Origin of the sequence: Lwoffella lincolnii, from assembly GCF_002014765.1 — a bacterium.
Classification (GTDB): domain Bacteria; phylum Pseudomonadota; class Gammaproteobacteria; order Pseudomonadales; family Moraxellaceae; genus Psychrobacter; species Psychrobacter lincolnii.
In genome coordinates this window covers 15,150-41,192 of the sequence record NZ_MUYT01000001.1, presented here as the reverse complement: position 1 = coordinate 41,192, position 26,043 = coordinate 15,150, and the positions used below count along the sequence as shown (strand labels likewise).

At 42.8% G+C, this 26,043-nt stretch carries 24 protein-coding genes; 12 read left to right on the top strand and 12 right to left on the bottom strand.

The genetic code is table 11. The features are described 5' to 3' along the window. Window positions 1–9 precede the first annotated feature (9 nt). The 4 genes from ygfZ to corA all read left to right on the top strand — a co-directional run bounded on the left by ygfZ (window position 10) and on the right by corA (window position 4,537). Window positions 10–801: a CAF17-like 4Fe-4S cluster assembly/insertion protein YgfZ gene (ygfZ, locus tag B0682_RS00205; protein WP_078306100.1), complete on the top strand. Its 792-nt coding sequence runs from the start codon at window positions 10–12 to the stop codon at window positions 799–801. A gap of 90 nt (window positions 802–891) precedes the next feature. Then, entirely contained in the window at window positions 892–1,593 is a 702-nt protein-coding gene (gene phoB / locus B0682_RS00200) for a phosphate regulon transcriptional regulator PhoB (RefSeq protein ID WP_078306099.1), read from the top strand. A gap of 30 nt (window positions 1,594–1,623) precedes the next feature. Beyond that, the gene (gene phoR / locus B0682_RS00195) at window positions 1,624–2,955 is read left to right on the top strand and encodes a phosphate regulon sensor histidine kinase PhoR (protein ID WP_078306098.1); all 1,332 of its coding nucleotides are present in this window, start codon (window positions 1,624–1,626) and stop codon (window positions 2,953–2,955) included. 535 nt (window positions 2,956–3,490) lie between these two features. Further along, window positions 3,491–4,537, top strand: coding sequence for a magnesium/cobalt transporter CorA (gene corA, locus B0682_RS00190; RefSeq protein WP_143823219.1), 1,047 nt, complete (start codon window positions 3,491–3,493; stop codon window positions 4,535–4,537). Here corA and folD read toward each other — a convergent pair. Both folD and ubiA read right to left on the bottom strand, forming a co-directional pair. Next, window positions 4,532–5,386 (bottom strand): bifunctional methylenetetrahydrofolate dehydrogenase/methenyltetrahydrofolate cyclohydrolase FolD, encoded by an 855-nt coding sequence (gene folD / locus B0682_RS00185; protein WP_078306293.1) that lies wholly within the window; start codon window positions 5,384–5,386, stop codon window positions 4,532–4,534. The genes corA and folD overlap by 6 nt on opposite strands. A gap of 73 nt (window positions 5,387–5,459) precedes the next feature. Beyond that, window positions 5,460–6,374 (bottom strand): 4-hydroxybenzoate octaprenyltransferase, encoded by a 915-nt coding sequence (gene ubiA, locus B0682_RS00180; RefSeq protein WP_078306097.1) that lies wholly within the window; start codon window positions 6,372–6,374, stop codon window positions 5,460–5,462. Between the two features lie 489 nt (window positions 6,375–6,863). Between ubiA and cspE the strand changes: the two genes are divergently transcribed. Next, window positions 6,864–7,076: a transcription antiterminator/RNA stability regulator CspE gene (gene cspE, locus B0682_RS00175; protein WP_078306096.1), complete on the top strand. Its 213-nt coding sequence runs from the start codon at window positions 6,864–6,866 to the stop codon at window positions 7,074–7,076. A 134-nt stretch (window positions 7,077–7,210) separates the two neighbouring features. Here the strand turns inward: cspE and B0682_RS00170 are convergent, their stop codons facing one another. From B0682_RS00170 to B0682_RS00155, 4 genes are all read right to left on the bottom strand, one after another. Then, window positions 7,211–8,098, bottom strand: a complete 888-nt coding sequence (locus tag B0682_RS00170; RefSeq protein ID WP_078306095.1) for a class I SAM-dependent methyltransferase — start codon at window positions 8,096–8,098, stop codon at window positions 7,211–7,213. 25 nt (window positions 8,099–8,123) lie between these two features. Continuing rightward, complete coding sequence (locus tag B0682_RS00165) at window positions 8,124–8,969, bottom strand: undecaprenyl-diphosphate phosphatase (RefSeq protein ID WP_078306094.1); 846 nt, start codon at window positions 8,967–8,969, stop codon at window positions 8,124–8,126. Between the two features lie 43 nt (window positions 8,970–9,012). Then, window positions 9,013–9,792 carry a tRNA (adenosine(37)-N6)-threonylcarbamoyltransferase complex dimerization subunit type 1 TsaB gene (tsaB, locus tag B0682_RS00160; RefSeq protein ID WP_078306093.1) on the bottom strand — a complete coding sequence of 260 codons (780 nt, stop codon included), beginning with the start codon at window positions 9,790–9,792 and terminating at the stop codon, window positions 9,013–9,015. Between the two features lie 172 nt (window positions 9,793–9,964). Next, the gene (locus B0682_RS00155) at window positions 9,965–11,068 is read right to left on the bottom strand and encodes an AI-2E family transporter (RefSeq protein ID WP_078306092.1); all 1,104 of its coding nucleotides are present in this window, start codon (window positions 11,066–11,068) and stop codon (window positions 9,965–9,967) included. 205 nt (window positions 11,069–11,273) lie between these two features. On the opposite strand from B0682_RS00155, the gene purM reads away from it, so the two are divergent. The 3 genes from purM to nhaA all read left to right on the top strand — a co-directional run bounded on the left by purM (window position 11,274) and on the right by nhaA (window position 14,798). Further along, complete coding sequence (purM, locus tag B0682_RS00150) at window positions 11,274–12,368, top strand: phosphoribosylformylglycinamidine cyclo-ligase (protein WP_078306091.1); 1,095 nt, start codon at window positions 11,274–11,276, stop codon at window positions 12,366–12,368. Window positions 12,369–12,471: 103 nt separating this feature from the next. Continuing rightward, window positions 12,472–13,188, top strand: coding sequence for a phosphoribosylglycinamide formyltransferase (gene purN, locus B0682_RS00145; protein ID WP_078306090.1), 717 nt, complete (start codon window positions 12,472–12,474; stop codon window positions 13,186–13,188). 386 nt (window positions 13,189–13,574) lie between these two features. Next, complete coding sequence (gene nhaA, locus B0682_RS00140; protein WP_078306089.1) at window positions 13,575–14,798, top strand: Na+/H+ antiporter NhaA; 1,224 nt, start codon at window positions 13,575–13,577, stop codon at window positions 14,796–14,798. Window positions 14,799–15,017: 219 nt separating this feature from the next. On the opposite strand, the gene B0682_RS00135 is transcribed toward nhaA, so the two are convergent. Both B0682_RS00135 and B0682_RS00130 read right to left on the bottom strand, forming a co-directional pair. After that, window positions 15,018–15,998 carry a LysR family transcriptional regulator gene (locus B0682_RS00135; protein ID WP_078306088.1) on the bottom strand — a complete coding sequence of 327 codons (981 nt, stop codon included), beginning with the start codon at window positions 15,996–15,998 and terminating at the stop codon, window positions 15,018–15,020. Between the two features lie 112 nt (window positions 15,999–16,110). Continuing rightward, window positions 16,111–16,911: a lysophospholipid acyltransferase family protein gene (locus B0682_RS00130; RefSeq protein WP_078306087.1), complete on the bottom strand. Its 801-nt coding sequence runs from the start codon at window positions 16,909–16,911 to the stop codon at window positions 16,111–16,113. Between the two features lie 338 nt (window positions 16,912–17,249). On the opposite strand from B0682_RS00130, the gene hflX reads away from it, so the two are divergent. From hflX to B0682_RS00110, 4 genes are all read left to right on the top strand, one after another. Further along, on the top strand, window positions 17,250–18,620 hold the full coding sequence (hflX, locus tag B0682_RS00125; protein ID WP_078306086.1) for a ribosome rescue GTPase HflX: 1,371 nt from the start codon (window positions 17,250–17,252) through the stop codon (window positions 18,618–18,620). Between the two features lie 243 nt (window positions 18,621–18,863). Then, a complete protein-coding gene (locus B0682_RS00120) occupies window positions 18,864–19,892 on the top strand; it encodes a galactose ABC transporter substrate-binding protein (RefSeq protein WP_078306085.1) in 1,029 nt (342 codons plus the stop codon). Window positions 19,893–19,933: 41 nt separating this feature from the next. Beyond that, window positions 19,934–22,285: an ATP-binding protein gene (locus B0682_RS00115; RefSeq protein ID WP_078306084.1), complete on the top strand. Its 2,352-nt coding sequence runs from the start codon at window positions 19,934–19,936 to the stop codon at window positions 22,283–22,285. Between the two features lie 34 nt (window positions 22,286–22,319). Further along, window positions 22,320–22,691, top strand: coding sequence for a response regulator (locus tag B0682_RS00110; RefSeq protein ID WP_078306083.1), 372 nt, complete (start codon window positions 22,320–22,322; stop codon window positions 22,689–22,691). A gap of 91 nt (window positions 22,692–22,782) precedes the next feature. Here B0682_RS00110 and tsf read toward each other — a convergent pair whose 3' ends face one another. The 4 genes from tsf to B0682_RS00090 form a co-directional block, all read right to left on the bottom strand. Further along, a complete protein-coding gene (gene tsf, locus B0682_RS00105; RefSeq protein ID WP_078306082.1) occupies window positions 22,783–23,658 on the bottom strand; it encodes a translation elongation factor Ts in 876 nt (291 codons plus the stop codon). A 128-nt stretch (window positions 23,659–23,786) separates the two neighbouring features. Then, window positions 23,787–24,644: a 30S ribosomal protein S2 gene (rpsB, locus tag B0682_RS00100; RefSeq protein WP_078306081.1), complete on the bottom strand. Its 858-nt coding sequence runs from the start codon at window positions 24,642–24,644 to the stop codon at window positions 23,787–23,789. Window positions 24,645–25,043: 399 nt separating this feature from the next. Beyond that, the gene (locus tag B0682_RS00095) at window positions 25,044–25,493 is read right to left on the bottom strand and encodes a chemotaxis protein CheX (RefSeq protein WP_078306080.1); all 450 of its coding nucleotides are present in this window, start codon (window positions 25,491–25,493) and stop codon (window positions 25,044–25,046) included. A 95-nt stretch (window positions 25,494–25,588) separates the two neighbouring features. Beyond that, entirely contained in the window at window positions 25,589–26,041 is a 453-nt protein-coding gene (locus B0682_RS00090) for a chemotaxis protein CheX (protein ID WP_078306079.1), read from the bottom strand. Window positions 26,042–26,043 lie beyond the last annotated feature (2 nt).

Below are 26,043 nucleotides of genomic sequence, written 5' to 3'. Positions count from 1 at the left end.
AGAACCAACATGCCCAATTCTAACAATCAGCTTGCACAATTTTCGCACATCACCTTACAAGGCAATGATGTCAGCCAGTTTTTGCAAGGTCAACTGACCATCAACGTCAATAAGCTTGGATTAAGTTATGTGCCAACTGCCATTAGCAACCTAAAAGGACGCATTGCTTTTGGTCTTTGGATAAAAAAATATGCAGATGATGCTGGCAAGTGCTATGATGTGGTCATCAGTGCCGATTGTGCCGAATCTTTTATCTCACACGTTAAAAAGTACGCTGTTTTTTCTCAAGTAACGCTAAGCAATCCTAAGCCCATTTTTCCTTGCGTGATGGGTGAAGAACCGACCTTTAGCAACCATGAAGATAATGCTGATGCCACTGCTTGGATGACTGCCAGTATCGCCACTGGTAATTATTGGATTACCCAAGCAACAAGCAATCAGTTTCAACCACAAGAGCTTAGACTGCATCAGCGTGGTGGGGTAGACTATGACAAGGGCTGTTATCTTGGGCAAGAAGTCATTGCCCGCTTATACTTTAAATCAGCTCCTAAGGCCCATCTGCATCGAGTGGCAGGTGATTATCACACCTTGCAAACAGATGCCACTGCTTTACCCATGGCAGGAGAGGCGTTGGTTGATGGCATCACGGTGGTCAATGTGATGCCTTGTGCTGATGATGACTTAACATTTGAAGCATTGGTGGTGGCTCGTCCGCAAACCATTGAACAGTGGCGATTAAAAGGACTTGACGTGTTAGACTTACCCATGGCATTACAAGCAGATGTGGCTCGCTCCGTTTAGGTTAAACAGATGGTTTTGTTACGTTTTTATAAAACCGTCATAAAACCGTCATATTTCAAATACTGTCATTGACTCACGGTTGCTTTATTCATGCCAAATGAGACGATTTTAGTTGTGGAAGATGAACCTGCCATCCAAGAGATGATTGTTACTACTTTAGAAATGGCAGGCTTCCACTGTTTACAAGCTGAAGATGTGCCACAAGCATATCAACAAGTGGTTGACCATCGACCTGATTTACTGTTATTAGATTGGATGCTGATGGGCAATCAATCAGGGATTGATTTGTGTCGTTTGCTCAAAAAAGATGAGATGCTCTTTGAAACACCAATCATCATGTTAACCGCCAAAGGTGAAGAAGATAATAAGGTGCAAGGGCTAGATGCAGGTGCAGACGACTATATCACCAAGCCATTCTCTACTCGTGAATTGGTTTCTCGCATTAAAGCGGTGCTAAGACGCTCAAACGCCCTATCTGGTGATAAATCCATTGAACATGTGGGCTTACGCCTTGACCCTATCAGCCAACGTGTTACCGCTGATGGCAAACTTTTGGACATCGGCCCTACCGAATATCGGTTATTGGCGTTTTTTATGAGCCACCCTGAGCGGGCTTATACTCGCACACAGCTACTTGACCAAGTGTGGGGTGGTAATGTCTATGTCGAAGACCGAACCATTGATGTGCATATCCGCCGTTTGCGTAAGGTGCTTGACCCTTATGATTATGCTGAGTTTATCCAAACGGTGCGTGGCACAGGTTATCGATTTTCGACTCAAATCAATGAATGACTCCAATGAATAACAATCACCAATGAACAAATGCCAAACAAACGACACAACAGCCTTCTTTTTTGGGCAGATTTTCGCTGGCTAACACTTGTCCTGATGCTGGGGGCTGTTTTGGGTTGGCTGATTACCAGCATGCCTTGGGGCATGACCATGGGATTGTTGGGATATGCTACCTTTCGTATGATAACGATGCGACGGTTTTTGCATTGGATTAACCAAGCCACTTTACAAGAACCACCCAAACTATCTGGCGGTCTTAGCTATGTGGCCCATCAGTTGTACCAAAGTCGCTTACAAGAGCAACTGACACATCAACGCATGATGGGACTGGTCAAAAAAATCCGCCGCTCACTGAGTGCTTTACAAGATTCGGTGATTATCTTGGACAAACATGATAGGTTAGAATGGTGGAACAATTCAGCAAATCAGCTTTTAAACCTACACGCCACCGACCATGGACGGCATGTGTTTGAAGTCATCACATCACCTGAATTTACCCAATATTATCAAGATGCCATTTCACCCAATGATGGCATTCGCTTGCAATCTTGGCGAGATTCACAACGCTACTTACAATGTGAGCTGACTTTTTTTGGTGAAGAAAAACTGCTGATTGTCTATGACGTAACTCGCCTACAGCATCTAGAACAGATGCGTAAGGACTTTGTTGCGAATGTCTCGCATGAGTTACGCACCCCTTTGACGGTGTTAATGGGCTATATCGAGACATTTTCTGATCAGCCAGACATGAACCCAAAGTGGCAACGTGGATTTAGCCTAATGGGTCAGCAAACCAGACGCATGAACAGCATCATCAATGACCTATTAATGCTGTCTCGGCTAGAGAATGAAGAAGCTTTTGAAGTCAAGTGCGTCAATATGCCACAGCTGTTGATGCAACTTTTTGATGACGCTCAAGCATATAATAAAGAATACAGGCATTTTATTGACTTACATTTAGATTCACAACTGAATATCATGGGGTCAGAGATGTATTTGACCAGTGCTTTACTAAACTTAGTAACCAATGCCATTAAATACACGCCAAAAGGTGGTGAGATTGCCATTGCTTGGACACAGGTGAGTGAAGGTTGCTTGTTTGCCATATCTGATAATGGCATTGGCATCGCCCCTGAACACATCGAACGCCTGACCGAACGCTTTTATCGAGTAGACAGTGGTCGCAGTCGTGCCACGGGTGGAACAGGACTTGGACTTGCGATTGTTAAGCACATTTTGTATCAACATGATGCCACTTTGACAATCGAATCGGCCGAAGGACAAGGCTCAACCTTTAAGGTATTATTCCCAACCAAAAGATTATGTGAATTGTCTCTGCTCACGTCAAAAAGCACTTTTTAGCTTTTTAGCACAGGTGTCAGTTTGACTTTACTGTTCCAAAGGTTATCATAGGACAGTTTTTGCTTACTAACTGACAACGCTTATGCAACCGAACCCTCCAAATCGTCCAAACGCAACAGAGCCATCACATCATGACCGCTCTGCCACCACCCCATTGCCCAACTCAGATGACTTGGACGGGCAGACAACACAGATGGAAAATGGGAATAATGGGGAAAATGGGGACACGGCAGATGCCAAGCAAGCTGTTTTTGATGCCATGCACCTTGACAACCTTGGTGATGAGCCTGATGTCAGTTATCGTGCCAACACAATTGACAAGAACGACAACACAGATGATGCTGACAATACCAATCATGTGAACAATACCGACAATGGCATCAACATCTCTACAAACACCTGCATTCCCATCAATGCCCATGACCACCATCATGACCATGATGATAATACAGAGTCCCAAGACTTACCACACGACTATAGCAATGACAGCTTTATCTATGGCGATGCCGACAGTGAAGAAGACACCTTAGAAATCATGACCATATACGACCCCGATGCGGATCGTTTTGAAGATGTCGAAGAGTTCTCTCACCAAGAAGTGATTAACTGCCATGTTTATTCTCGTAAGACAGGTGAACAGCTGCATGAAGTGAGCATCGAAGAAGTCAGCAAAATCCTAACTCACAACAATCAATTTGTTTGGCTGGGATTATACGAACCAAGCTTACAGACCCTAAAACAAATGCAAGAATCCTTTGATTTGCATGAGTTGGCATTAGAAGATGCCGTCGCTGACCATCAGCGAGCCAAAATCGAAAGCTATGGCAATGACACCTTATTTGTGGTGGTGCAAACCGCCAAGCTAGAAGACAACCATATCCGCTATGGCAAAACAGCCATGTTTATGGGTAAAAACTTCATCATCACCATTCGCACAGGCCCATCTAACAGCTATGCCCCTGTGCGTGAACATTATCAACGCCGTCCTGACAAACTGCGTCTTGGCCCTATCTTTGTCATGCACGCCATTTTAGACTTTATCGTGGATAATTATTTGCCCGTTACTGACCGTATGGGGCGGTATTTACGAGAGCAAGAACACGCCATTTTTTCTGCTGAGTTTAGCAAATCCACCTTACGAAGTTTATATGAGCTAAAGTCCCAACTGGTACACATGCGGGCGGTGATTTTACCTGTACAAGACATTTGTAACTTTTTTATCAATCACAAAAGAAATGAGCTGATTTCATTTTTTCCAAGCTCCGCCAAACCCTACTTTCGAGATGTCAATGACCATCTGGTACAAGCCTTAGATGCGGTTAATGGGCTAAACGAAATGCTCAGCGTCGCCATGGATACCTATATGGCGGTGGTTACCATGGGACAAAACGATGTGGTTCGGAAGCTGGCAGCATGGGCGGCGGTACTGGCTGTCCCCACCGCCATTGCAGGCATCTATGGCATGAACTTTGACAACATGCCAGAATTACATTGGCAATACAGCTACTTTGTGATTTTAGCTGTCATTATCAGCATCTGCGTAACCTTATATTATCGATTTAAAAAAATCGGCTGGCTATGACGTTTGTGCTTCTTTTGCCGCTGCCAGCGTCTGACGTATCAAGGTGTTGATGGTCATCGGTCCTACGCCACCAGGCACAGGGGTGTAAGCACTGGCAATCTTCTCAATGCCATCAAGCTCAATATCACCCACACCACCATCATCGGTTGGGTGAAAACCTGCATCCACCACCACAGCACCCTGTTTTATCCACTCTTTTTTAATCAGCTCTGGTACGCCCACAGCACCGACTAAGATGTCTGCTTGCTTGACATGACTCGCCAAATCAGCAGTTTTTGAATGACAAATGGTTACCGTACAATTTTCGTTAAGCAACATCATTGCCATCGGCTTACCCAAAATGGCACTGCGACCGACCACAACCGCATGTTTACCAGCCATATCAATCTTATGGTGCTTAAGCAAATGGATAATGCCTTGTGGCGTACAAGAGCCAAACGCTGGCTCACCCATGCTCATGCGTCCAAAACCCAAACAAGTTACCCCATCGACATCTTTTTTTAAATCAATGGCGTCAAAACATGCCCGCTCATCAATTTGACTTGGCACAGGATGTTGCAACAAAATACCATGCACATCTGGATTGTCATTAAGCGTTTGTATTTTTGCCAAAAGCTGTTCGGTGGTGGTTTGTTCTGGCATTTGCACTCGCAACGACTTCATGCCCACTCGCTGACAAGCATTGCCTTTCATACGCACATAAGTGGCAGATGCAGGATCATCACCGACTAAGATGGTTGCCAAAATCGGCATGCGTCCCGTGCTGTCTATTAACGCTTGCACCTGCTCACTTAGTTCCCTTTCAATCTGTTTGGCAAGTGCTTTACCATCAAGTACGACATCAGCCATCATAGATTCTCCTTGTTATTAAAATGTAAAATGACCATTAAAACGGTGGTTATTTAGATACCGCCATCGCTATTTAGATAAAATTAACCCATAAAACGCTTGCCAACACCAAGGCAAACACATAGCGTCCCACCCAAACATTATGTAAAAACGCTTCAAAACAAGCAGATGGCTCTCGGCTGGCACACGCCACATCTTGCTTAACAAACATCATCGCCGCCACACTCAAGCCAAACACAGGCAACAGACCAAGCGGTGTTGGGGCAAAATAATGCCAAAACACCACAGCCAACGCCAGTAAGAACAGCGTTTGTAACACCGCAATCATAAGCACATCATGCCGTCCAAACAAAATGGCGGTTGATTTAACCCCAATCTTTAGGTCATCGTCCCTATCTGCCATCGCATACTGCGTATCATACGCCACCGTCCAGCACATATAAGCACCAAACAACAACCAGCACCACACATCAGTACGCCCAAGCACCGCCACATATGCCATCGGAATCGCCCAGCCAAATGCTGCTGCCAAAACCACTTGTGGCATGTGCGTAAACCGCTTCATAAACGGATACACAAACGCCAATGCCACAGCCACCAGCGACCAATAAAACACCTGAAGCGGTAAAAATAACAACAGCCCAGCACTCATCAGCGACAACAACAAAAATGCCCCCACCGCTTCTTTGCCTGACAACCGACCATCTGCCAATGGGCGGTTTTTGGTACGCCACACATGCCCATCTACCTTACGGTCAGCAAAATCATTGATGGCACAGCCTGCCGCACGCATCAATGTTGCCCCCAACGCATAAATCAGCACCACCTTAAAGCTTGGCATTCCTGCCATCATGCCACGGTCTTGCCCTGCTGACATACCTGCAAACAACACCGCCCACAGGGTTGGCCATAATAAAAGCTCAATCCCAACAGGTCTATCAAAACGAGTGAGTTGAACATAAGCAAGCAATTTTTGTCGATAATTCATCGGTTCGTTATGCTTTAATTGATTGTGGTTGAATTCGTTGCATTTTAATTGATTATACTTTAATTGATTGTGCATTAAGTGTTCAGACTGCTGTGGACATGGACATGATGACTAAAAAAACAAGATGACTGAACAAGCAACAATTATAACGGATATTGGCATTCATCACAGGGCAAAGCCATCTTTTTTTTTCAATGATGGGTAAATAGTGCTTGCAACCATATCAAATAAGTTTATAATGTCCTTGCTAGAAAGAAGTCATCAATATCGCAATATCGTTTTAAATCGCTACTTATCGTATTTTGTCAGGTTTGACAGTGCCAACTTAACTCTTTGCCACTTATCATATCTATCATTATCCTTTAGTTTCAGATTTTGACGTATGGCCCATTAGTTGGGGGTTCATTCGAGCGTTTGCTCTGCTTAGGTTTGTTTATCTTTAAACATGGCCAGCAGCTATCATAAATCTGTTATTTTAGGAAAATGTGTATGTCAAATACGGTTGAAGGTACTGTTAAATGGTTTAATGAAGCCAAAGGTTTTGGTTTTATTGCTCAAGAAAATGGTGGCAGTGATGTGTTCGCCCACTATAGCGAAATCCAAGGCTCTGGTTTTAAAACCTTAGCAGAAGGTCAGCGTGTGTCTTTTGAAGTAACCGATGGTAAAAAAGGCCCACAAGCCAGTAACATTCAAGCCATTTAATTGTTTTTAGATTCTTTTTGAATGTAAACAACAAAATATAAATAACAAATGAATAAAAGCAAAAACATCATGGTTTTTGCTTTTTTTATGGCGATTTTTTGACAATCACTGACTGTTCATGGCAAATAGCCAGTTCATGGCAAATAGCCATCAAACCTTAACGCATCATTATGCCAACTTTTAAATGGGGTTTTACCTGCCAAATAAGGGGCATTTTTGGGGCGTTTAACCACCACCCGCCCCGTATGATGAATGGCGTTAATGGCAGTAGTGAGCATCAGACTTTCTTGCGATGCTGTGGGTGGATGGGCGATTTTATGCAATATCTGCATGTGCTTGCCCACTTTGGCATCATGGCTGTCATTGGGAAACATGGGGTCTAAATAGATGGCTGATATGTCGCACGCCTGCTCATTCAAAGCAGTCAAATAATCCACTGCATCGGCACAGACAATGTTTAATCTGCCCATCAACGCTTGCCAGTTTTTTTGTTGGCTCATGCGTTGTTTCTCAAGCAATAAGAGCATTGCCATCACAGGGTGCGATTCAACCAAGGTTACCCTTGCCCCTGTGCTTGCTAATATCAGACCATCATGCCCAAATCCTGCGGTTGCATCTATCAGTTGCTTATCAACGTTGGCTTTTATCGCTTGCAATAAAAGCTCTGATTGACGCCCAGCACTGACTATCCTTTTTTGTAACTTGTGCCAATCCAATGCCACTTGCATGTCATCTTGCCACAAACTGACGCTAACGCCCATGTTGGTCATTTTTACCACTGCTAAAGGTGATGCTGGCTGTTTTTTTATGCCATTGGCAATTTGGCGAATGGTTTTGTTATTGAGTTTTGTCATTTCGTGGTATTGCACGTTAAGCGACAGGTGTTGGTGATTGTGCTTATTGATTTGAGTGTGTTCATCTAACCAAGCACTCACATACTCAAGTCCCAAAGACTCGCCAACCACCACCAAATTAGGCGTGGTTTTTTGTTTGTTTGTTAATTTATTTTGCCATATGGTCATATATTAGCCATGTATTTGCCATGTATTAACCTTGAATGTCATAGCCAAACACCAAAGTTGATAACAGCACAACAACGCCTGTCATGATTCTTAACCAAGCAAAAATGGTAAAATCTCGTCTAGACACCCAAGCCACCATCCAACGAATACATAGCAATGCCACCACAAACGACACCAAAACGCCTACCCCCAGCACCCACCAGTCTTGAGTATGAGTCAATGTGTCTTGATGCTCAAGCAAATCCAACAGCCCTGCCCCCACAATCACAGGAATGCCCAAAAAAAAGGAAAATTCTGCCGCTGCCTTACGAGACACCCCCAACCACAATGCCCCAATGATGGTTGCCCCTGAACGTGATGTGCCGGGAACCAGTGCCAAACACTGAAACAGCCCAATCATCATGGCGGTTTTAAGGCTCACCTGTTCTGCTTCTTTGGCAATGATGGGCTGGGGGCGTTTTTCCACATAAAATATCAACAAACCACCCATTATCAGCATCACCGCCACCACCATGGGGCTAAACAAATATGCCTTAATCACATCAGCAAACACGATTCCCATCACCATCACAGGTATGGTTGCCACAATTAACGACAATCCTAATTGCTTAGGATTTGTCATGTCCACCACTGCCTTGCCAGTTACCAAACCCATCAGTGAATGCCATAATCTACCCCAATACTCATAAATGACCGCCAATATTGCCCCAAGTTGTATCACCACCACAAATAAATCTGCCTTGTCTTTTGTCCAAAAATTCAGCAAATCAGCGGTTAAAATCAGATAACCTGTGCTGGATATGGGCAAAAACTCAGTAATGCCTTCAACCACGCCCATGATGATGGCTTTTATTAACAACACAATGTCCACTTTTTTTACCTTTTAACTTTTTTAGTTTTATGCTTTTTTAGTTTTACGTTTTGCCTTGCTCTTTTAGTGTTTTCCAAGCATTGTGCCTAAGATACACAGGCAAGGCTTGCTCTGCTGGCACACCACCATGTTGGGCATAATGATTTGATGCCAATTTTGCCAAAATACCTGCATCAAGCGATAAGTGTGTCTGTTGTGTTTGCTCAGCAGCAGCCATCAATAACACAGCACCATTACCAACCATCGGATAATTGGCGTGCGTTTGTGCATCATAATCAAGCAAATATTCATTGGGTCGTGCTTGATTAGATTGTTTTTGATTAGATTGTGTTTGCTCTGCTGATTGCTGATTACCATGTGAAGTGCCATGTTTAACACCATGGTTCACAGGTTGCATCAGACCGTCTTGCACAGCAAATTCACCCACATAGACTTGTTGCATTCTGGCATCAAGACAGGCAAAAACATGGTCATGACCATATTGTTCATAAGCGGATTGAGCCATGATTTGCAAACTTGACACCCCAACACAAGGCACATCATAAGCAAATGACAAGGCTTGAGCCACTGCCGTATTGATTCGAATGCCACTAAATGCCCCCGGCCCTTGGTTAAAGGCAATCGCATCAAACTCACAAGCCTGCAAACCTGTCTGATTGATGGCAGTGTCAATCATTGGCAACACAACTTGCGTTTGTTCACGTTTGCCAGCCACGGTGTGTGAATAGATGACTTGCTGATTGTGCCAAATCGCCACTGAGCATTGCTCAAAAACGGTGTCAATAACAAGGATAGAATTTGACTGGTTTATTAAAGATTGCATGGGCATGAATTATTTTTTAAATTATTTTGTTGATAAAAAAGGTCAGATGATAAAAAAGTCAAACGTGAGACATTCACCATCAAAGACATCACATCGCTGTTCACAACAGCGCCGACCATGTTAAAGCGAAACACCACTTTAAGCAAACACTACTTTAAGCAAACAACGAATACTAATCAAACAACGAATACTGGCGATGACCTTGATACCAATGCGAACGCAAATACGCATGATACAGATGACGAAACAGCACATTGATGATGGCAGACACAGGCAGGGCAATCAACATGCCCACAAACCCCATCAATGCTGCCCCTGCCAGCACTGAAAAAATCACCCATAATGGGGACAAACCAATCTTATCACCAAGTAATAACGGCTGTAGCACATAACCTTCCACCGCCTGCCCCACCAAAAACGCCCCCACAATCAACCCCAAATGCAGCCAATCCAACCCAAATTGAAACCAGCCTGCAATGATGGCTGCCACAAAACCAATCCCAAACCCCAAATAAGGCACAAAACTTGCCAATCCAGCAACCATACCAATGGTTAAACCAAGACCCAAGCCAATCAGCTGCAACTGTATGGCATAAATAACCCCTAACAATATCATGACCACAAGCTGACCTTGCACAAAGGACATTAACGCCTTATCCATGTCAATGAATATTTCAATGATTTTTGCCCGATAAACCTTTGGTAATGCTTGTTGCCACTGAAGCAAACGCTCATTCCAGTTTAATAAAAAATAAAACATCAAAATGGGCATCAACACAATCAATCCTGCATTGTTGATAAAGTTCATGCCTGACACCAGCACTTGTTGAAATAAAGCTTGAGCATCTTGTACGTTATAATTATTACGCATATAATCGACCAACGTCTCAGACAGACGTTTGGATTCCATCGCAGGCAAGCGAATGCGTGTGTAGTGTTGTATCACATCACGCACTTGCCCATTGTACCACTCTTGAGCAACAGGCAAATAATTCCATGCCATCTGCATCTGATTCCAAAGCATGGGGGCGAGCCACCACACCAATAACACCACCCCCACAGTGATGCCCACATACACCACCATGATGGCAAGCCATCTGGGCATAATCAAAGCAATCCGCTTGACCAAAGGGTTAAACAAATACGCCAAAATAAATGCACACAAAAACGGCATGATGACAGGCATCATCAGATACAACAAATACAACCCAATGACCATAATCGCCACCAAAAATAAACGGCGAAAAAATGGATCGATGGTGTAACGAGTTTGCATGTTAGATGTCCTTATGATAATAATGACCATAAAAATAAACCGACCGATAATGATGACGGATTTATCATGCTGTTTCCAGTTTGTTTATGTTAATCCTAAAATTGATGATGAGTAGACGAATCAGCACCAATATCTATATAATGACGACATCATCTCACCCCATCTTATAAACATGCCCACAATACCTATTTAAAGGCGACACATCATGACCCAAGCCCCCCCAAAAAACCCATCAAGCTCTCAACCTTTCAGCACTCAACCTTTAAGCTACAAAGATGCAGGTGTGGACATTGACGCTGGCGAAACCTTGGTACAACGCATCAAATCGGTTGCCAAAGCCACAACTCGCCCTGAAGTCATCGGTGGATTAGGCGGATTTGGGGCATTATGCCGTATCCCACAAGGCTACCAATCCCCACTGTTGGTGTCAGGCACGGACGGCGTGGGAACAAAACTCAAACTGGCATTAGACTTCAACAAACATGACACCATTGGGCAAGATTTGGTTGCCATGTGTGTCAATGACCTGCTTGTGTGTGGGGCAGAACCATTGTTTTTTTTAGATTACTATGCCACAGGCAAGCTGGATGTGGACACCGCCGAAGCGGTGATTAAAGGCATTGGTGATGGGTGTCAATTGGCAAATTGTGCCTTAATCGGTGGCGAAACTGCCGAAATGCCCGGAATGTATCAAAACGAAGACTATGACTTGGCAGGATTTTGTGTCGGTGTGGTGGAAGAAAGCGAAGTCATCACAGGAAAAAACGTACAAACAGGCGACATACTCATTGCGATTGCTTCAAGTGGGGTGCATTCCAATGGCTATTCATTGGTACGCAAAATCATTGACGTGGCAAACATAGACATCAACACCCAAACCATTGATAACAAACCACTCAAAGACGTGCTACTTACCCCAACTAAAATCTATGTCAACGCCATTCAAACCCTACAAAAATCCCTTGGTAACACCAACCTACACGCCATGGCACACATCACAGGTGGCGGCTTAACCGACAACTTGCCCCGAGTGTTGCCCGACAGCTTAACCGCTCAAATTGATGTCCATTCTTGGGACTTACCAGCTGTGTTTGCGTGGCTACAACAAACAGGCAACATTGAACAAACAGAGATGTATCGCACCTTTAACTGTGGCGTGGGATTTGTTGTGATTGTGCCACATCATAAGGCAGATGAAGCCATTAAACTGCTCAATGACAATGGCGAAAACGCATGGAAATTGGGTAAAATTGTTCAACGCTCTGATGATGCCAGCGGTGATGCGGTCACATATCTTTGATAAGATTTGACATGCTCTTTATTAAAAATCTTATCTTGATGTTTTTTAAGTAGGAAATAATCTCAATATCTCATCAAATTCATTCAATCATGTTCATTAAATCATGCAAACCAATTCTTTAAAAATCGCCATTCTTGTTTCTGGTGGCGGAAGCAATCTACAAGCCTTAATCGATGCCAAGCAGGCAGGTGAGTTGCCCATTGACATCGTTGGGGTCATCAGCAATAAAAATGACGCTTATGCCATTACTCGTGCCAAACAAGCGGGCATCAAGGTGGCGGTACTGTCGCACACCGACACTGGCAAAAAAATGGGCATCAAGACCTTTGAGCAACATGCCCAACGCCAGCTCAACGACTGGCAAGCGGATTTGGTGGTGTTGGCTGGGTTCATGCGTGTGCTAAGCGGTGAGTTTATCAATCAATGTCCCGCTCCGATAATCAACCTACACCCATCACTATTGCCCAAATATAAGGGACTAAATACCCATCAAAGGGCATTATCAGCCAAAGAGACCACCCACGGTTGTAGCGTGCATGTGGTTACCGCTCAGCTTGATGCAGGGCAGGTATTGACCCAAGCGGTCATGAACGTGCCAGTTGACATCACCGCCGATAAGCTACAGCAATGCGTGCATCGTCTTGAGCATCAACTTCTGCCATGGACAATCAAGCTGATTGCTCAAGGTGTGTTGCCTTTAACTGTGCTTAAACAGGCTCAATATCACCAACCTACTGACAGCTCAACCAATGCCAGCTCGCCCAGCCCCTTATCTTTTACTCAGTTGCCTGATTTACCTTGGCGGTTATTTTTTAAATGACATTGAAGCATGTTGCCATGGGCATAAGACTTAAGACATATATTACCCACGACCATGTTTTGCTGACGACAGCAAAAAATCTAAAATCTAAGATGCTGACCACACGGCACAAACACGGTAGCCATAGTGCTTATTATTGAGGTAGCCGTAGCCGTCGCTGAAGCACACGCCCTCCTTGGTCATATTAGACACATTAGGCATCAGGTGGCGTGAATTGGGGGTAAAGCATTAATTTATTACTCTTATGTAAATTACTGGTAATTTTTTATCAGCATTTGACTGGCGATGGGGCATTTACTTTATAATGTGGCTTTTTTTTAGACGCTGGTTGATTTTTGAGTATTATTTCACTTGAGATTTAATTGAAGAGTTCATTTGGGGATTTCATGCAACGCATTCGTGATTTTTTTCAGTCAGACATTGCTGGTGGCGTGGTGCTGGCATTCGCCGCTGTGTTGGCGATGATTATCGCCAACACACCGTTATACGGACATTACCACCATTTATTAGAGATGTCCATTGGCGTGCATGTGGGTGATTTTGTCTTAGATAAACATGCCATACATTGGATTAATGATGGTCTAATGGCAATATTTTTCTTTTTGGTGGGGCTTGAGCTAAAGCGAGAAATGCTGGTCGGTGAGCTGTCAGAAGTCAAAAAAATCGTCTTGCCTGCACTGGCTGCCGTTGGTGGTATGATTATGCCTGGTTTGATATATGCCGCCATTAACTGGAACAATCCTGAGTTTTTAAAAGGTTGGGCGATTCCTGCTGCCACCGACATCGCTTTTGCCTTAGGGGTCATCAGTCTGCTTGGCAATCGTGTGCCTGTTGCCCTAAAGGTATTTTTGGCATCGGTGGCTATTTTTGATGACATTGGGGCAATTTTAATCATTGCTTTTTTTTATTCTCACGGTTTGTCTTTGACAGCATTGGCTTGGGCGGGCGGTATTTTGGCAGTGGTGTTTGCCTTAAACCGCTTAAATGTTACTCGCATTGCCCCTTATCTGATTTTGGGCTTGTTTATGTGGCTTGCGGTACTCAAATCTGGCATTCACGCCACCATCGCAGGGGTATTATTGGCGTTTTGTATCCCCATGTATGATAAAGACGATGAAGAGCATTCACCGCTAGAAGATTTAGAGCATGATTTACAAGACGGTGTGGCATTTATTGTGTTGCCAATATTTGCTTTTGCCAATGCAGGCATTCATTTGGGTGGGGCAGGTTTGGGTGAGATTGCCCACCCTGTGCCACTGGCGATTGCCGCTGGGCTGTTTTTAGGTAAACCAATTGGGGTGATGTTGTTTAGCTGGTTGGGGGTAAAATTTGGACTTGCCAGCATTCCCAATGAAATTAACTGGAAGCACATCTTTGGAGTCTCGTTATTGTGCGGTATTGGCTTTACCATGAGCTTGTTTATTGGTGGTTTGGCATTTAGTGCCGTTGATAAGGTGTTTGATGAACGTTTGGGCATTATTTTGGGGTCATTGTTATCAGGCATTGCAGGCTATGTGTATTTAAACATCATCAGTAAACGCACCAACATGGATTTGGCAGATTTAGCTCAACCAAGCGACGACAACACTTATATCCCAGATGCCCATTGATACATTTCGCCACCACATACCCACCACTTACTTCTCTTGCCATATCAGCCAACACCTGTTGGCTGTATGCTTGATGGGTAAAAAAGCAATCACGACTGACCCTTGTTAAAAAGGGCAAGTGTCAAAATAAAAATGCCCTGATTAAGTTGCCCATGCTGACATCACCACCAAAATCAAAAATGATGGGTAAAGAATGACGCATGGTATGTTAAAGTTGGTTTAACGTTGATTGTTAGGCAATAAGCCTTGACTTTGTTCTTCTGCCACCACTTGCCGTGCCACGTGCATGATAAGTTGACGCAACCAACGATGGGCAGGGTGGTGTTGCAACAAAGGCGACCACGCCATGGTCAATTCAAATTCAGGGATAAAAAATGGCGGTTCTTTTATGATGATGTTGTCATTATCTGCTTGCATTTTTGCCACTCGAGTCGGTAAGGTTGCAATCAAATCTTTATTGGCAGTCAACATGGCAGGCATTTGATAATGACGAGTAAAGATACTGATTTGACGTTTTTTGCCCAGCCGTTGTAAAGCTTGGTCAATCGAACCAAGACCGCCTGACTTTTCTGGATTTACCCCAAATCCCACACCCATGCCCGTCTTAGATACCCACACATGTTGAGCCTTTAGGTAGTTTTTTAAGTTAAAGCGGTTGACATAGGGGCTATCGGCAGACAACAGACAACTAAAGGTATCTCGCCACACCAACACCTGATGAAAACTTTGCGGTATTTCATTAAAGCGGTTAATCGCCAAATCCACTCGCCCTTGCTCCATATCACGGTACGACACATCAGATGGGGTCAAAAAATCCAATATCACGTTGGGTGCTTCACTACGCAAGGCTTTCACCAACCTAGGCACAAGGGTCGCCTCGGCATAGTCAGATGTCATGATGCGAAACACTCGAGACGTGCTATAAGGACGAAACTCAGTACGTGGCTCTAGCACCTGTGATAAATCCGCCAAAATCTCACGAATGCGTGGCTGTAGCTCTAAAGCTCGTTCGGTTGGAGACATGCCCTCGGACGAACGTATCAACAAAGGGTCATGAAACAATTGACGCAATCGACGTAAAATATTGCTCATGGCTGGCTGAGTGATGCCCAACTGTTCTGCCGCTCGAGTAACATTTTTTTCTCTTAACAAGACATCTAAATGCACCAACAGATTTAAATCCACTTTTTGTAAATTCATACGCTTATTCCTACTGATGCCATCATGGCATAAAAAACCACCCATGACATCAAAACACATCAACAGCAGTTTTTGGGTTGGTTATTTGCCACCGTTATCTGTCCACAGTCATTTACCACAGGGCATCTGTGGGCTTTACCGTCAATACCTGTTGCTGTAACGTGCTTAGCCCCTCTTGCAGACGTTGCTGTAATAGGTCCGTTAATTCATGCTGGCTTTTGCCATCAGGATAAAGTGGTTCAAGGGGCAACACATACGCCGTGATTTCATTATCATCTAAAACGTTCATGAAACTGTCTTTAATCGTCATATCACCATAATAAGGAATTTGGGTGCTGATATGCCCATGTCTATCCACATAACAAATCACCATCGGTTGAATGGGCAAATTGGTCTGTATGGCCGCTTGTAACAACTTACCGTGAATGCGTTTAATTTTGTGTCCGTTGGTGGTGGTCGCCTCAGGAAAAAACAACACCGATGCCCCTTGTGTCATAAACTTGGCAATTTGCTCCGCCACCGTACCAGCATCTCCCGACCCCCGCTGAATAAACAAAGTGCCTCCCGCCTTTGCCAATGCTCCAACCAATGGCCATTTTGCAATCTCAGCTTTGGATAAAAAAAATGCCCCACTGACACTACCAGCGACAGGAATGTCCAGCCAAGAGATGTGATTAGATGCCCATAAACCATGGGTGGCGGGCATGGGTTTAACCGTAACCACTTGTACGCCAAACGCCAAGCACATCTTACGACAAAACACTTGAATGTATTTGGGCAAAATGTCTCTGGGTGGCTCTTTAAACGCCCCAATTTGATGTGCTTTTTTAAATCCACCAATAAAAGCATGGGTAACAGAAGCCATTTTTTTACTGCGTTGCCATTGGGTACGAATTCGATGTTGTAAGCTCATGTATGCAATAGCCCTAATTTTATGTGGTCAATTTCAGGTGGTTAACTTAGTTCGATTAATTTAATCAATAAACATGCCATCTTAGCACCAAACCCCCATGGGGTAAATAACCATCACCAGCAACCTTAATAAGACACACCTTTACAACATCTGTTAAACACCCCATAAAAAGCCGTTATCCCCCATCATTTGATTAAACCATGCCATTAAAATGTTACAAAATGCGTCTTTATTCTGCCAACCCTCCCATGTCAATATGGCTAAGCCACCATGGCGAATGACACACAACATGCAACTAACAACTAACAACACACAACTGATAAATAAAGGATAATGTCTTGCAATATTTTGACAGACACAAAGGCGGTGAACGGGCAATCTTAGTACATTTAGACATTCACCAAATCCAAGACCCTGATGATTTAGATGAATTTGAATTATTGGCAGACTCAGCAGGGGCAGAGCGATTGGCACTGGTAACAGGCTCACGGCTCAAACCTGATGCCAAATACTTTGTTGGTACAGGTAAAGCCCAAGAAATTGCCGAATTGGTACAACATCATGATGCCCAGATTGTGATATTTAACCATAGCCTATCGCCATCACAAGAGCGTAACCTAGAAGCTTTGATAAAATGTCGAGTTTTGGACAGAACTGGACTGATTTTAGACATTTTTGCCCAACGAGCACGCACCTATGAAGGCAAACTGCAAGTAGAACTGGCTCAGCTGACCCATCTCTCTACTCGCCTGGTCAGAGGCTGGACGCACTTAGAACGACAAAAGGGCGGTATCGGTCTAAGAGGCCCTGGTGAGACGCAATTAGAAACCGACAGACGACTGCTACAAACTCGAGTCAATCAGCTAAAAACCAAGCTTGATAAAGTCAAACAAACCCGAACGCAAGGACGAGCCAAACGACAAAAATCCGAAACCCCCACCATATCACTGGTTGGCTACACCAATGCGGGCAAATCCACTTTATTTAACCGATTGGTTGATGAAAACATCTATGCCGCCAACCAACTGTTTGCCACTCTAGACCCTACCCTACGCCACTTAAATTGGACAGGTGTGGGACGTGTGGTGTTGGTTGACACAGTGGGGTTTATTCGTCATCTTCCCCATGAGCTGGTTGAATCTTTCCACGCCACTTTAGAAGAAACATTGGAAGCAGACCTATTGTTGCACATCATCGATTCTGCCAGTGAAGACATGCACGAACAAATCGACGCCGTCAAACAAGTATTGACTCAAATCAATAATGACGTTCCTGTATTGGAAGTATATAACAAAATTGACCTATCAGGCGAACCTGCACACATCGGCTATGCCAGTCAAAATGTCCCCAATCGTGTCTATGTCTCTGCCCAAGCCAACATGGGCATGGATAAGCTAACTCAAGCGGTGCAACAACTGCTCACAGGCGAACTTGGCCACTTCACCTTAACCCTGCCCCATGACGCAGGTCAGCTCAAAAACACCTTATATGAACTGAATGTCATCAAAAGCAAACATCACAACCCTAACACAGGGCAAGAAGTGTTTGACATCACCCTACCCATCTCCAAACTACAACAGCTGTTAGGACAAGCAGGCATCACGCCCAATGACGTACTGCCACCAGAGCAAGCACAACAACTGTTGGTTGAACCTGAATTTTTTGAAATAGACAAACAACAGGCATTTAACAAAAAAAACAAAACATAACCATTGATAATTTATGGGTTTTGTATGGTAATCAAATTTGTTAAGATACAATTTGTTAAGATACAAATAGACAAGTTTTTTACCCATCAATCCATTACCTAATACGCAAAACTCTTCCACGTTGCCTATTAAGATTTAAGATACTTAAGGCAGGAAGTCATCGTCAAATTTCCTTTGATGGATTTAAGAAATAGTTTTGGAACAGCATTCTCATCGTCATGATGTTATTAATAGGTCAATTTTATGATAAATCGCTATTTTCTAACCCTACTGGTTATTGCCCTTGGGACAACAACAGCCTGCTCACAGCAGATATCAAATACCACACCATCTGATGCTGTCAATGTTTACCCAGCCACTACGGTGGGAGTATCCATGAGTGCCACCACCACAAACGATTTTTTCCAAGACATGTACAACGCCTTTAAAACGACAGCAGAACAGCAATCATCACTGACTTTACTGCTTGATGAAGCCGATAACGACCAAGAACGCCAATATAAACAACTTGATGACATGATTGCTAAAGGTGCAAAAGCTCTGGTAGTCAATATGGTTGACGTATCTCAAGGCACAGAATTTGTCCAAAAATACTGCAATAAAAATATTCCCGTTGTTTATATCAACCGAAACCCCGGTGAAAAAAATATCGCCGACTGTCAAAATGCCTACTTTGTTGATGGCGATGCTAACCAAGCAGGAGTCATACAAGGACTAAAAATTTTAGAAAGTTGGCAAAAAAATCCTGATTGGGATAAAAATAAAGATGGCATCATTCAATATGCCATATTAGAGGGCATTCCAAACCACTCAGGAACAATGGCCCGCACCAAATGGTCAATCGGAACTATGCAAAACTACCCAACTTTACAAGTTCCTGTACATAAAATATTTCAAGATTACGCCCTATTTAACAAACAAAGAGCCAGTGACATGGTAGAGTCATGGATTAACGACCCCAATTTTACCAATGTCGAAGTACTTTTAGCAAACAATGACAACATGGCAATCGGTGCGATTGAGACTCTTAAACAGCATAATATCAAACTGCCTGTCTTTGGCATTGATGCAGGAGAAAAAGCTCAAGAACTTGTCAAATCTGGCGACATGCAAGCAACGGTATTTAACGACTATGACAATCAAGCCAAAGTGGCCTTACGCATGGCAGCCAATTTAGCAACAGAAAAACCTGTGATGGAAGGCATTGATTATCGTTTGGAATACGATACAGTGCTTATTCCTTACCAAGATATTGATGTCAAAAATAACTAATTTTTACACTATCAAAATAAAATCGTATAGGAAATATAATCATGGCAGACAGCAAGCCCACTGCTAATACCCATACCACAGGTTCAAAGTACAAAAAATACTCAACCTTAATCATATTGGTTGTGTCATTTTTGCTTTTGATTCTTGGCATGTTGGCACTTAACTTTATCTCAACCAACCGCTTTGCCACACTTACCCAAGAGCTTGATGTATCCAGTCACCAAGGGGCGATAACTCAACAATTATCCAAAAACCTACTGGACATCAACCTTTATGTGGACACAGCATTAAACCAACAGGACAATACTCAATCTACACAAAGCCCAAGCCCTGTCCAAAACCCCAAACAAACCATTGATTCACAATCTACAGATTTAGCTGAACAAAGCATAAACAACCTTGACACAGGTGATATCGTACCACTCTCAGACTTACCACAAATCGCCTTGTATAAGATTGAGTCCATTCAAGAACAACGTGATGACTTTGAACATGCACTCAAAGCTTTTAAACAAGGTGGTGAAGTTACCCTGACATCAGGAGAAACCGTTACCTTAACCGCCGAAACTAATCCTGATGCTGTTAAAGCATTAGAAGAAATGCAAGAAATTTGGACTCCTTATTTGGGTCTATTAGATAACTTCATCGCCGAAACCAAGCAAGGCTATATTGACAAACAAACCAGTGATTATTTGGTTGACTATACTCGTCTTTATAACTTGGCATTACTGACCGAAGCAAACAACTTATCATCAGCACTAAACCAACAAGCATCTAAGCAAACCCAAATACAGATATACATTCTCATCGTAGGGGTAATCACCGCTTTTATCCTATTTTTCATGATTGTATTTGGTTCTTTACGTCAATTACTACAAGGTGATGAAAAACTTGCCATTGCACGTCAACAAGCAACTGACATTCTAAGAACCGTTAATGATGGCTTATTTTTGATTAACAAAGATTTAGTGATTGATTCAGAATACTCCAACCAGCTAGAACCTATCTTAGGCACTAAAAATATTGCTGGCAGAAAACTGACAGATATCTTAAATAACAAAATTAATGATAAAGAGCTTGAAACCACCAACACCTTCGTTGACCAACTATATAGTAATTGGGTGGTTGAAGACTTAATCAAAGAACTCAACCCATTACAAACCATCTCATACAACTATGTAGAAAATGACACACCAGTACAAAAATACCTAGACTTTGACTTTTCACGAGTTAACAAAGGTGATGAGATTGATAGAGTGCTGGTCAGTGTGCGTGATGTTACTGCTGCCAAAATCTTACAAGATAAACTGGAAAAAGAACAAGCACAAAATAACCGCCAATTTGAAATGATTAGCAACATTCTATCAATGGATCATGTTCTATTAGGTGAATTTATTGATAATACTGCTCATCGAATAGAGCAAATCAACGAAACTCTCAAAAACACAGCAGGCAATACCTCTGCCCTACACCAAAAAGCCAACAGTATTTATCGCCATATCCATGGGCTAAAAGGTGAAGCATCTGCACTCAGATTTACAGCTTACATCGATTTATCAGAAGCAATCGAACAACAAACACAAGCTTTATTAACCAATCATAATTTAGCTGGTGATGATTTCTTACCGTTGGCAGTACATCTAGATGAATTAATGAGCTTGCATCAATTTGTCATTGAATTAAATGAACGCCTACACCTAGTACCAACATCATCAACACACAACACCAAATCAACCAAACCTATCACCATATCACAAAGAAACAGCACTGCCTATGATGATGAGTTAAAAAAGCCACCTCAAGAACACAAGCCCACCATAAACACACAAGAACAATCACAATCTAACGGCTCTAATGCTTATTTTGAACAATTTGCTCAAGATATCGCCACTCGTCAACACAAACAAGTAACCTTAGATTATCAATGGCAAGATGAGGGCTTAAACAAACAAGACGCCAATCGGCTTAAAGAAATCAGCATTCAACTATTACGTAACGCCATCGTACACGGCATTGAATTGCCAGATGAACGTGAACAAATTGGTAAATCTCCTGTCGGTCAACTGACACTAAATCTACAACGTGAAGCCAATGGCAAATATCAGCTGATTTGTCGGGACGATGGGCGTGGCATACCTTATGATAAGCTCAAACAATCTGCAATCAACGCAGGTCATATTACCGCTGAACAAGCCCAGTCTATGACAAAAAATGATATCTTGCAGTTGCTGTTTCTGCCCATGGTAAGTACTGCAGAGCAAGTCAGTGAAGATGCAGGTAAAGGTGTTGGCATGGATATTGTCAAACATGAGATACAAGCACTTGGTGGCAAGCTAACTATCAGCTCACAAATAAACGACCATACCCAATTTAGTATCAAAATAGACCGCTAAATTATTTAACAATCAACCCATACGAGGTTTTCTTATGTATACTTTAATGATCGTTGATGACTCAAATATCATTCGTAATCGTATCGGACGTAGCGTACTGGCTTCTGACATAAATATTGTGGCTCAGGCCAGTAATGGCGAAGAAGCTCTTAAACTGTTTGAAGAATTTCAACCAGATTTAATCACCATGGATTTGACCATGCCAAAAATGGACGGACTAGAATGTATTGAGAAAATTGTTGCCAAAAATCGTAAAGTCAGTATCTTAGTCGTCTCAGCCCTATCTGATAAAGCCACTGCCTTACAGGCACTTAAATTAGGTGCCCGTGGCTTTGTCGGCAAACCCTTTAGTGAAGAAGACTTGACCAATGCGTTGCACAAACTGATGGCAGTAAATCGTAAATAACCGTTTGTTCAAACCTTTGACCTTTACAGCACACAAAAAAAACCAAGCTTTCGCTTGGTTTTTTATTTATTTTTCTATTTAGACTAGAAAGTTATTTCTTAGCAGCAGCTTGGGCAGCGGCAACTTCATCAGCAAAGTTCTCTTCTTTTTTCTCAATGCCTTCGCCCACTTCCAAACGTTTAAAGCCCAACACTTTGACACCTTCAGCTTTTAAAACATCACCGACTTGCTTATCATTATCCATCACATAAGGTTGACGCAATAACGTTACCTCATCTAGATATTTACGCAAACCACCTTCAATCATTTTCTCGACGATGTTATCAGGCTTGCCTGACTCTTTGGCCTTAGCTTCGATGATGTCTTTTTCACGAGCCAAAGTATCCGCTGGCACATCTGTGTCATCTACCGCTATTGGGTTAAAGGCGGCGATGTGCATGGCTAGGTTTTTATTGGTCTCTTCATTACCACCTTCGGTAGCAACCACAACACCAATACGGATACCATGACGATATGCACCCAGATTATTGCCCTCGATGACTTCAGCACGGCGAATTTGGATATTTTCACCAATCTTTTGTACCAATGCCACACGAGCTTCTTCAACAGTCTGTCCGTCATAGTCAAGCTCAGAAATTTTAGCCACATCAGTGGTGTTATTGGTCAAAGCGATTTGTGCCACTTTATTAGCAAAGTTTGTGAAGTTATCATCTTTTGCCACAAAGTCAGTTTGACAATTCACTTCTAACAATAACGCCTTGTTGCCCTCTTGAGCAATAATAATCGCACCATCAGCAGCAATGTTGCCTGCTTTTTTAGCAGCTTTGGCTTGACCAGATTTACGCAAATTATCGATGGCAAGCTCAATATCACCACCTGCTTCTTCTAACGCTTTTTTGCATTCCATCATACCCAAACCAGTACGATCACGCAATTCTTTTACCATTTTGGCAGATACTTGTGCCATGTTGATACCTCTTATTTTTTATGTTTTAACCCATATCACCGCTAACTTACATCACCGCTCACTTATATCAATGCTAATTCATATCAACGGTTAAGTTATCAGCGACATTTAAACTTCTTAATCTTAACTTACTGACCCACTTCTTGAGTTGCGGCGACCGCTTCAACAGCAGGTGCGTTGGCAGTGTCTTCTGACACCACATCAGACACAGAAACGTTTTGACTGCTGTGGGCTTGTTCTTGAACTTGCTCTTGGGCTTGGTCAGCTTTGCCACCTGCTTGGGCTTGTGCGTACTCTTTACCTGCGATGATGGCATCTGCCATGGCAGTCACATAATAAGTTACCGCACGAATGGCATCATCATTGGCAGGAATGACATAATCAACATTATCAGGATTTGAGTTGGTGTCCACGATGCCGATGACAGGAATGCCCAGATTTTTGGCTTCTTTGATGGCGATGGCTTCATGATCAACGTCCACCACAAAGATGGCATCTGGCAAGCCGCCCATGTCTTTGATGCCACCAAGTGAACGCTCAAGTTTTTCCATACTGCGTGTCAGCTCTAGAGCTTCACGTTTGGTCAGCTTAGCAAATGTACCATCTTGTGATTGAGTTTCAAGCTCTTTTAGGCGGTTGATGGATTGACGCAAGGTTTTCCAGTTAGTCAGCATGCCACCCAACCAACGATGGTCAACATAAGGCATGCCTGCACGGCGAGCTTGCTCACGGATAACACCACTGGCAGCACGTTTGGTACCGACAAATAAGATTTTGTTACGTTTTGATGCCAAGTTATTGACGTAATTTAGGGCTTCGTTAAAAGCTTTAACGGTATGCTCTAAGTTGATGATGTGGATTTTATTGCGAGCACCAAAGATAAAAGGTGCCATTTTTGGATTCCAAAAACGGGTTTGATGTCCAAAGTGAGCGCCTGCTTGCAACAGCTCACGCATAGAGACTTGAGTTGGGTTATTGCTTGACATAAAAGTTCCTTAAAGTTTGGGTTATGCCTCCACATTGCCAGTAAAACTGATTCATAAGCACGCATTCGCATCATAATAACTAATCATTAACATTTAATCATCAGAATTTAATCCAATCATCAGAGTTCATCAATTAATCATGAGAATTAATCAAGCTCACAAACACCCAGTTTACCGTTGGGCAATGTGTGTGTCATTGGTTATGTGTGTCATTGATTAGTAAATACAGGGATTAGTAAATACAGGTTGGTAAATACACGGATTAGCAAACACACGACGACTTAATTTTTATCCAAAATTAGATAAAAACAGTCGACCATTATAAAATAGCGGCATTGATTTTTCAATCAAAAGTCATACTAAAATTAACATTAAAGTTAAACCTTGTATTAAATAGGTTTACGTTACACTGATGCCAATAACGCCAGGCATTCCCCGCCATCGAAAAGGAATGATGTAACTGCGACGGTCTTTTGGTAGATAACTGGCAGGAGGCAAGCCATCAACCACCTTGGGTGTAGAGATGATGAATTCTGAGCCAAATTCAGTACGAGCATTACCCGCAATGGTATTGGCAATCTCCCCCACCAAATCTTTCATCAATGTGATGGTGGTGTCTGGCTCGTGCATGACCTTAAGCACTTCACGCAATAGATTACTAGGAGCACTGACAAACACACTACCTTTTAATGGTCCTGTAATACTAATGATGCCAGTATAATCATAAACACTGATGTCGGTATTTGAGCTGATGTATGGCGTGCCTATTTCTTCAAGAGGATAACCCACTTGCATAAAAAACGCCATCACTGAAGTGATAAACACCCCCAGCTTTTCTGCTTTAACCATAGTTTATTGTTCCGTAATTAATCTATTTATCAATAGAGTGACTGCTTGATGTTATTTTATATTAGCTGTTATTTTATATTAGCTGTCTTTTTGCATTAACTGTCTTTTAGACAAATAACAATCTCACCAGCATGACCTTGCCATGTGACAGGAATAATAAAAGAACGTTCTTCTCTGGGCAAGATGACACTTTGTGGCGCACCTTTGAACACAAAAGGCACTGAAATGTGGAATTCATGTCCAAATTCTGTGCGAGCATTGCCTGATATGGTGTTAGCGATTTCACCAACCAAATCTATCATCAGCTCATCACTGACTTCTTCGCCCATTCTTAGCAAAATGCTCTCTAGTAATTCTTGAGAAGCTGTTACATAAACCACACCTTTATGAACACCTGAAATGCCAATCAATCCTGTGTATTCTTTCACATTGGGATTTTGGGTATTTTCTAACAGATATGGCGTATCAACCACCAGCTCTTCTTCGCCAAACTGGTCAAAGTAATGACGGACAATATCAACAAATATTTGCAGTTTTTTTTCTTTCATAA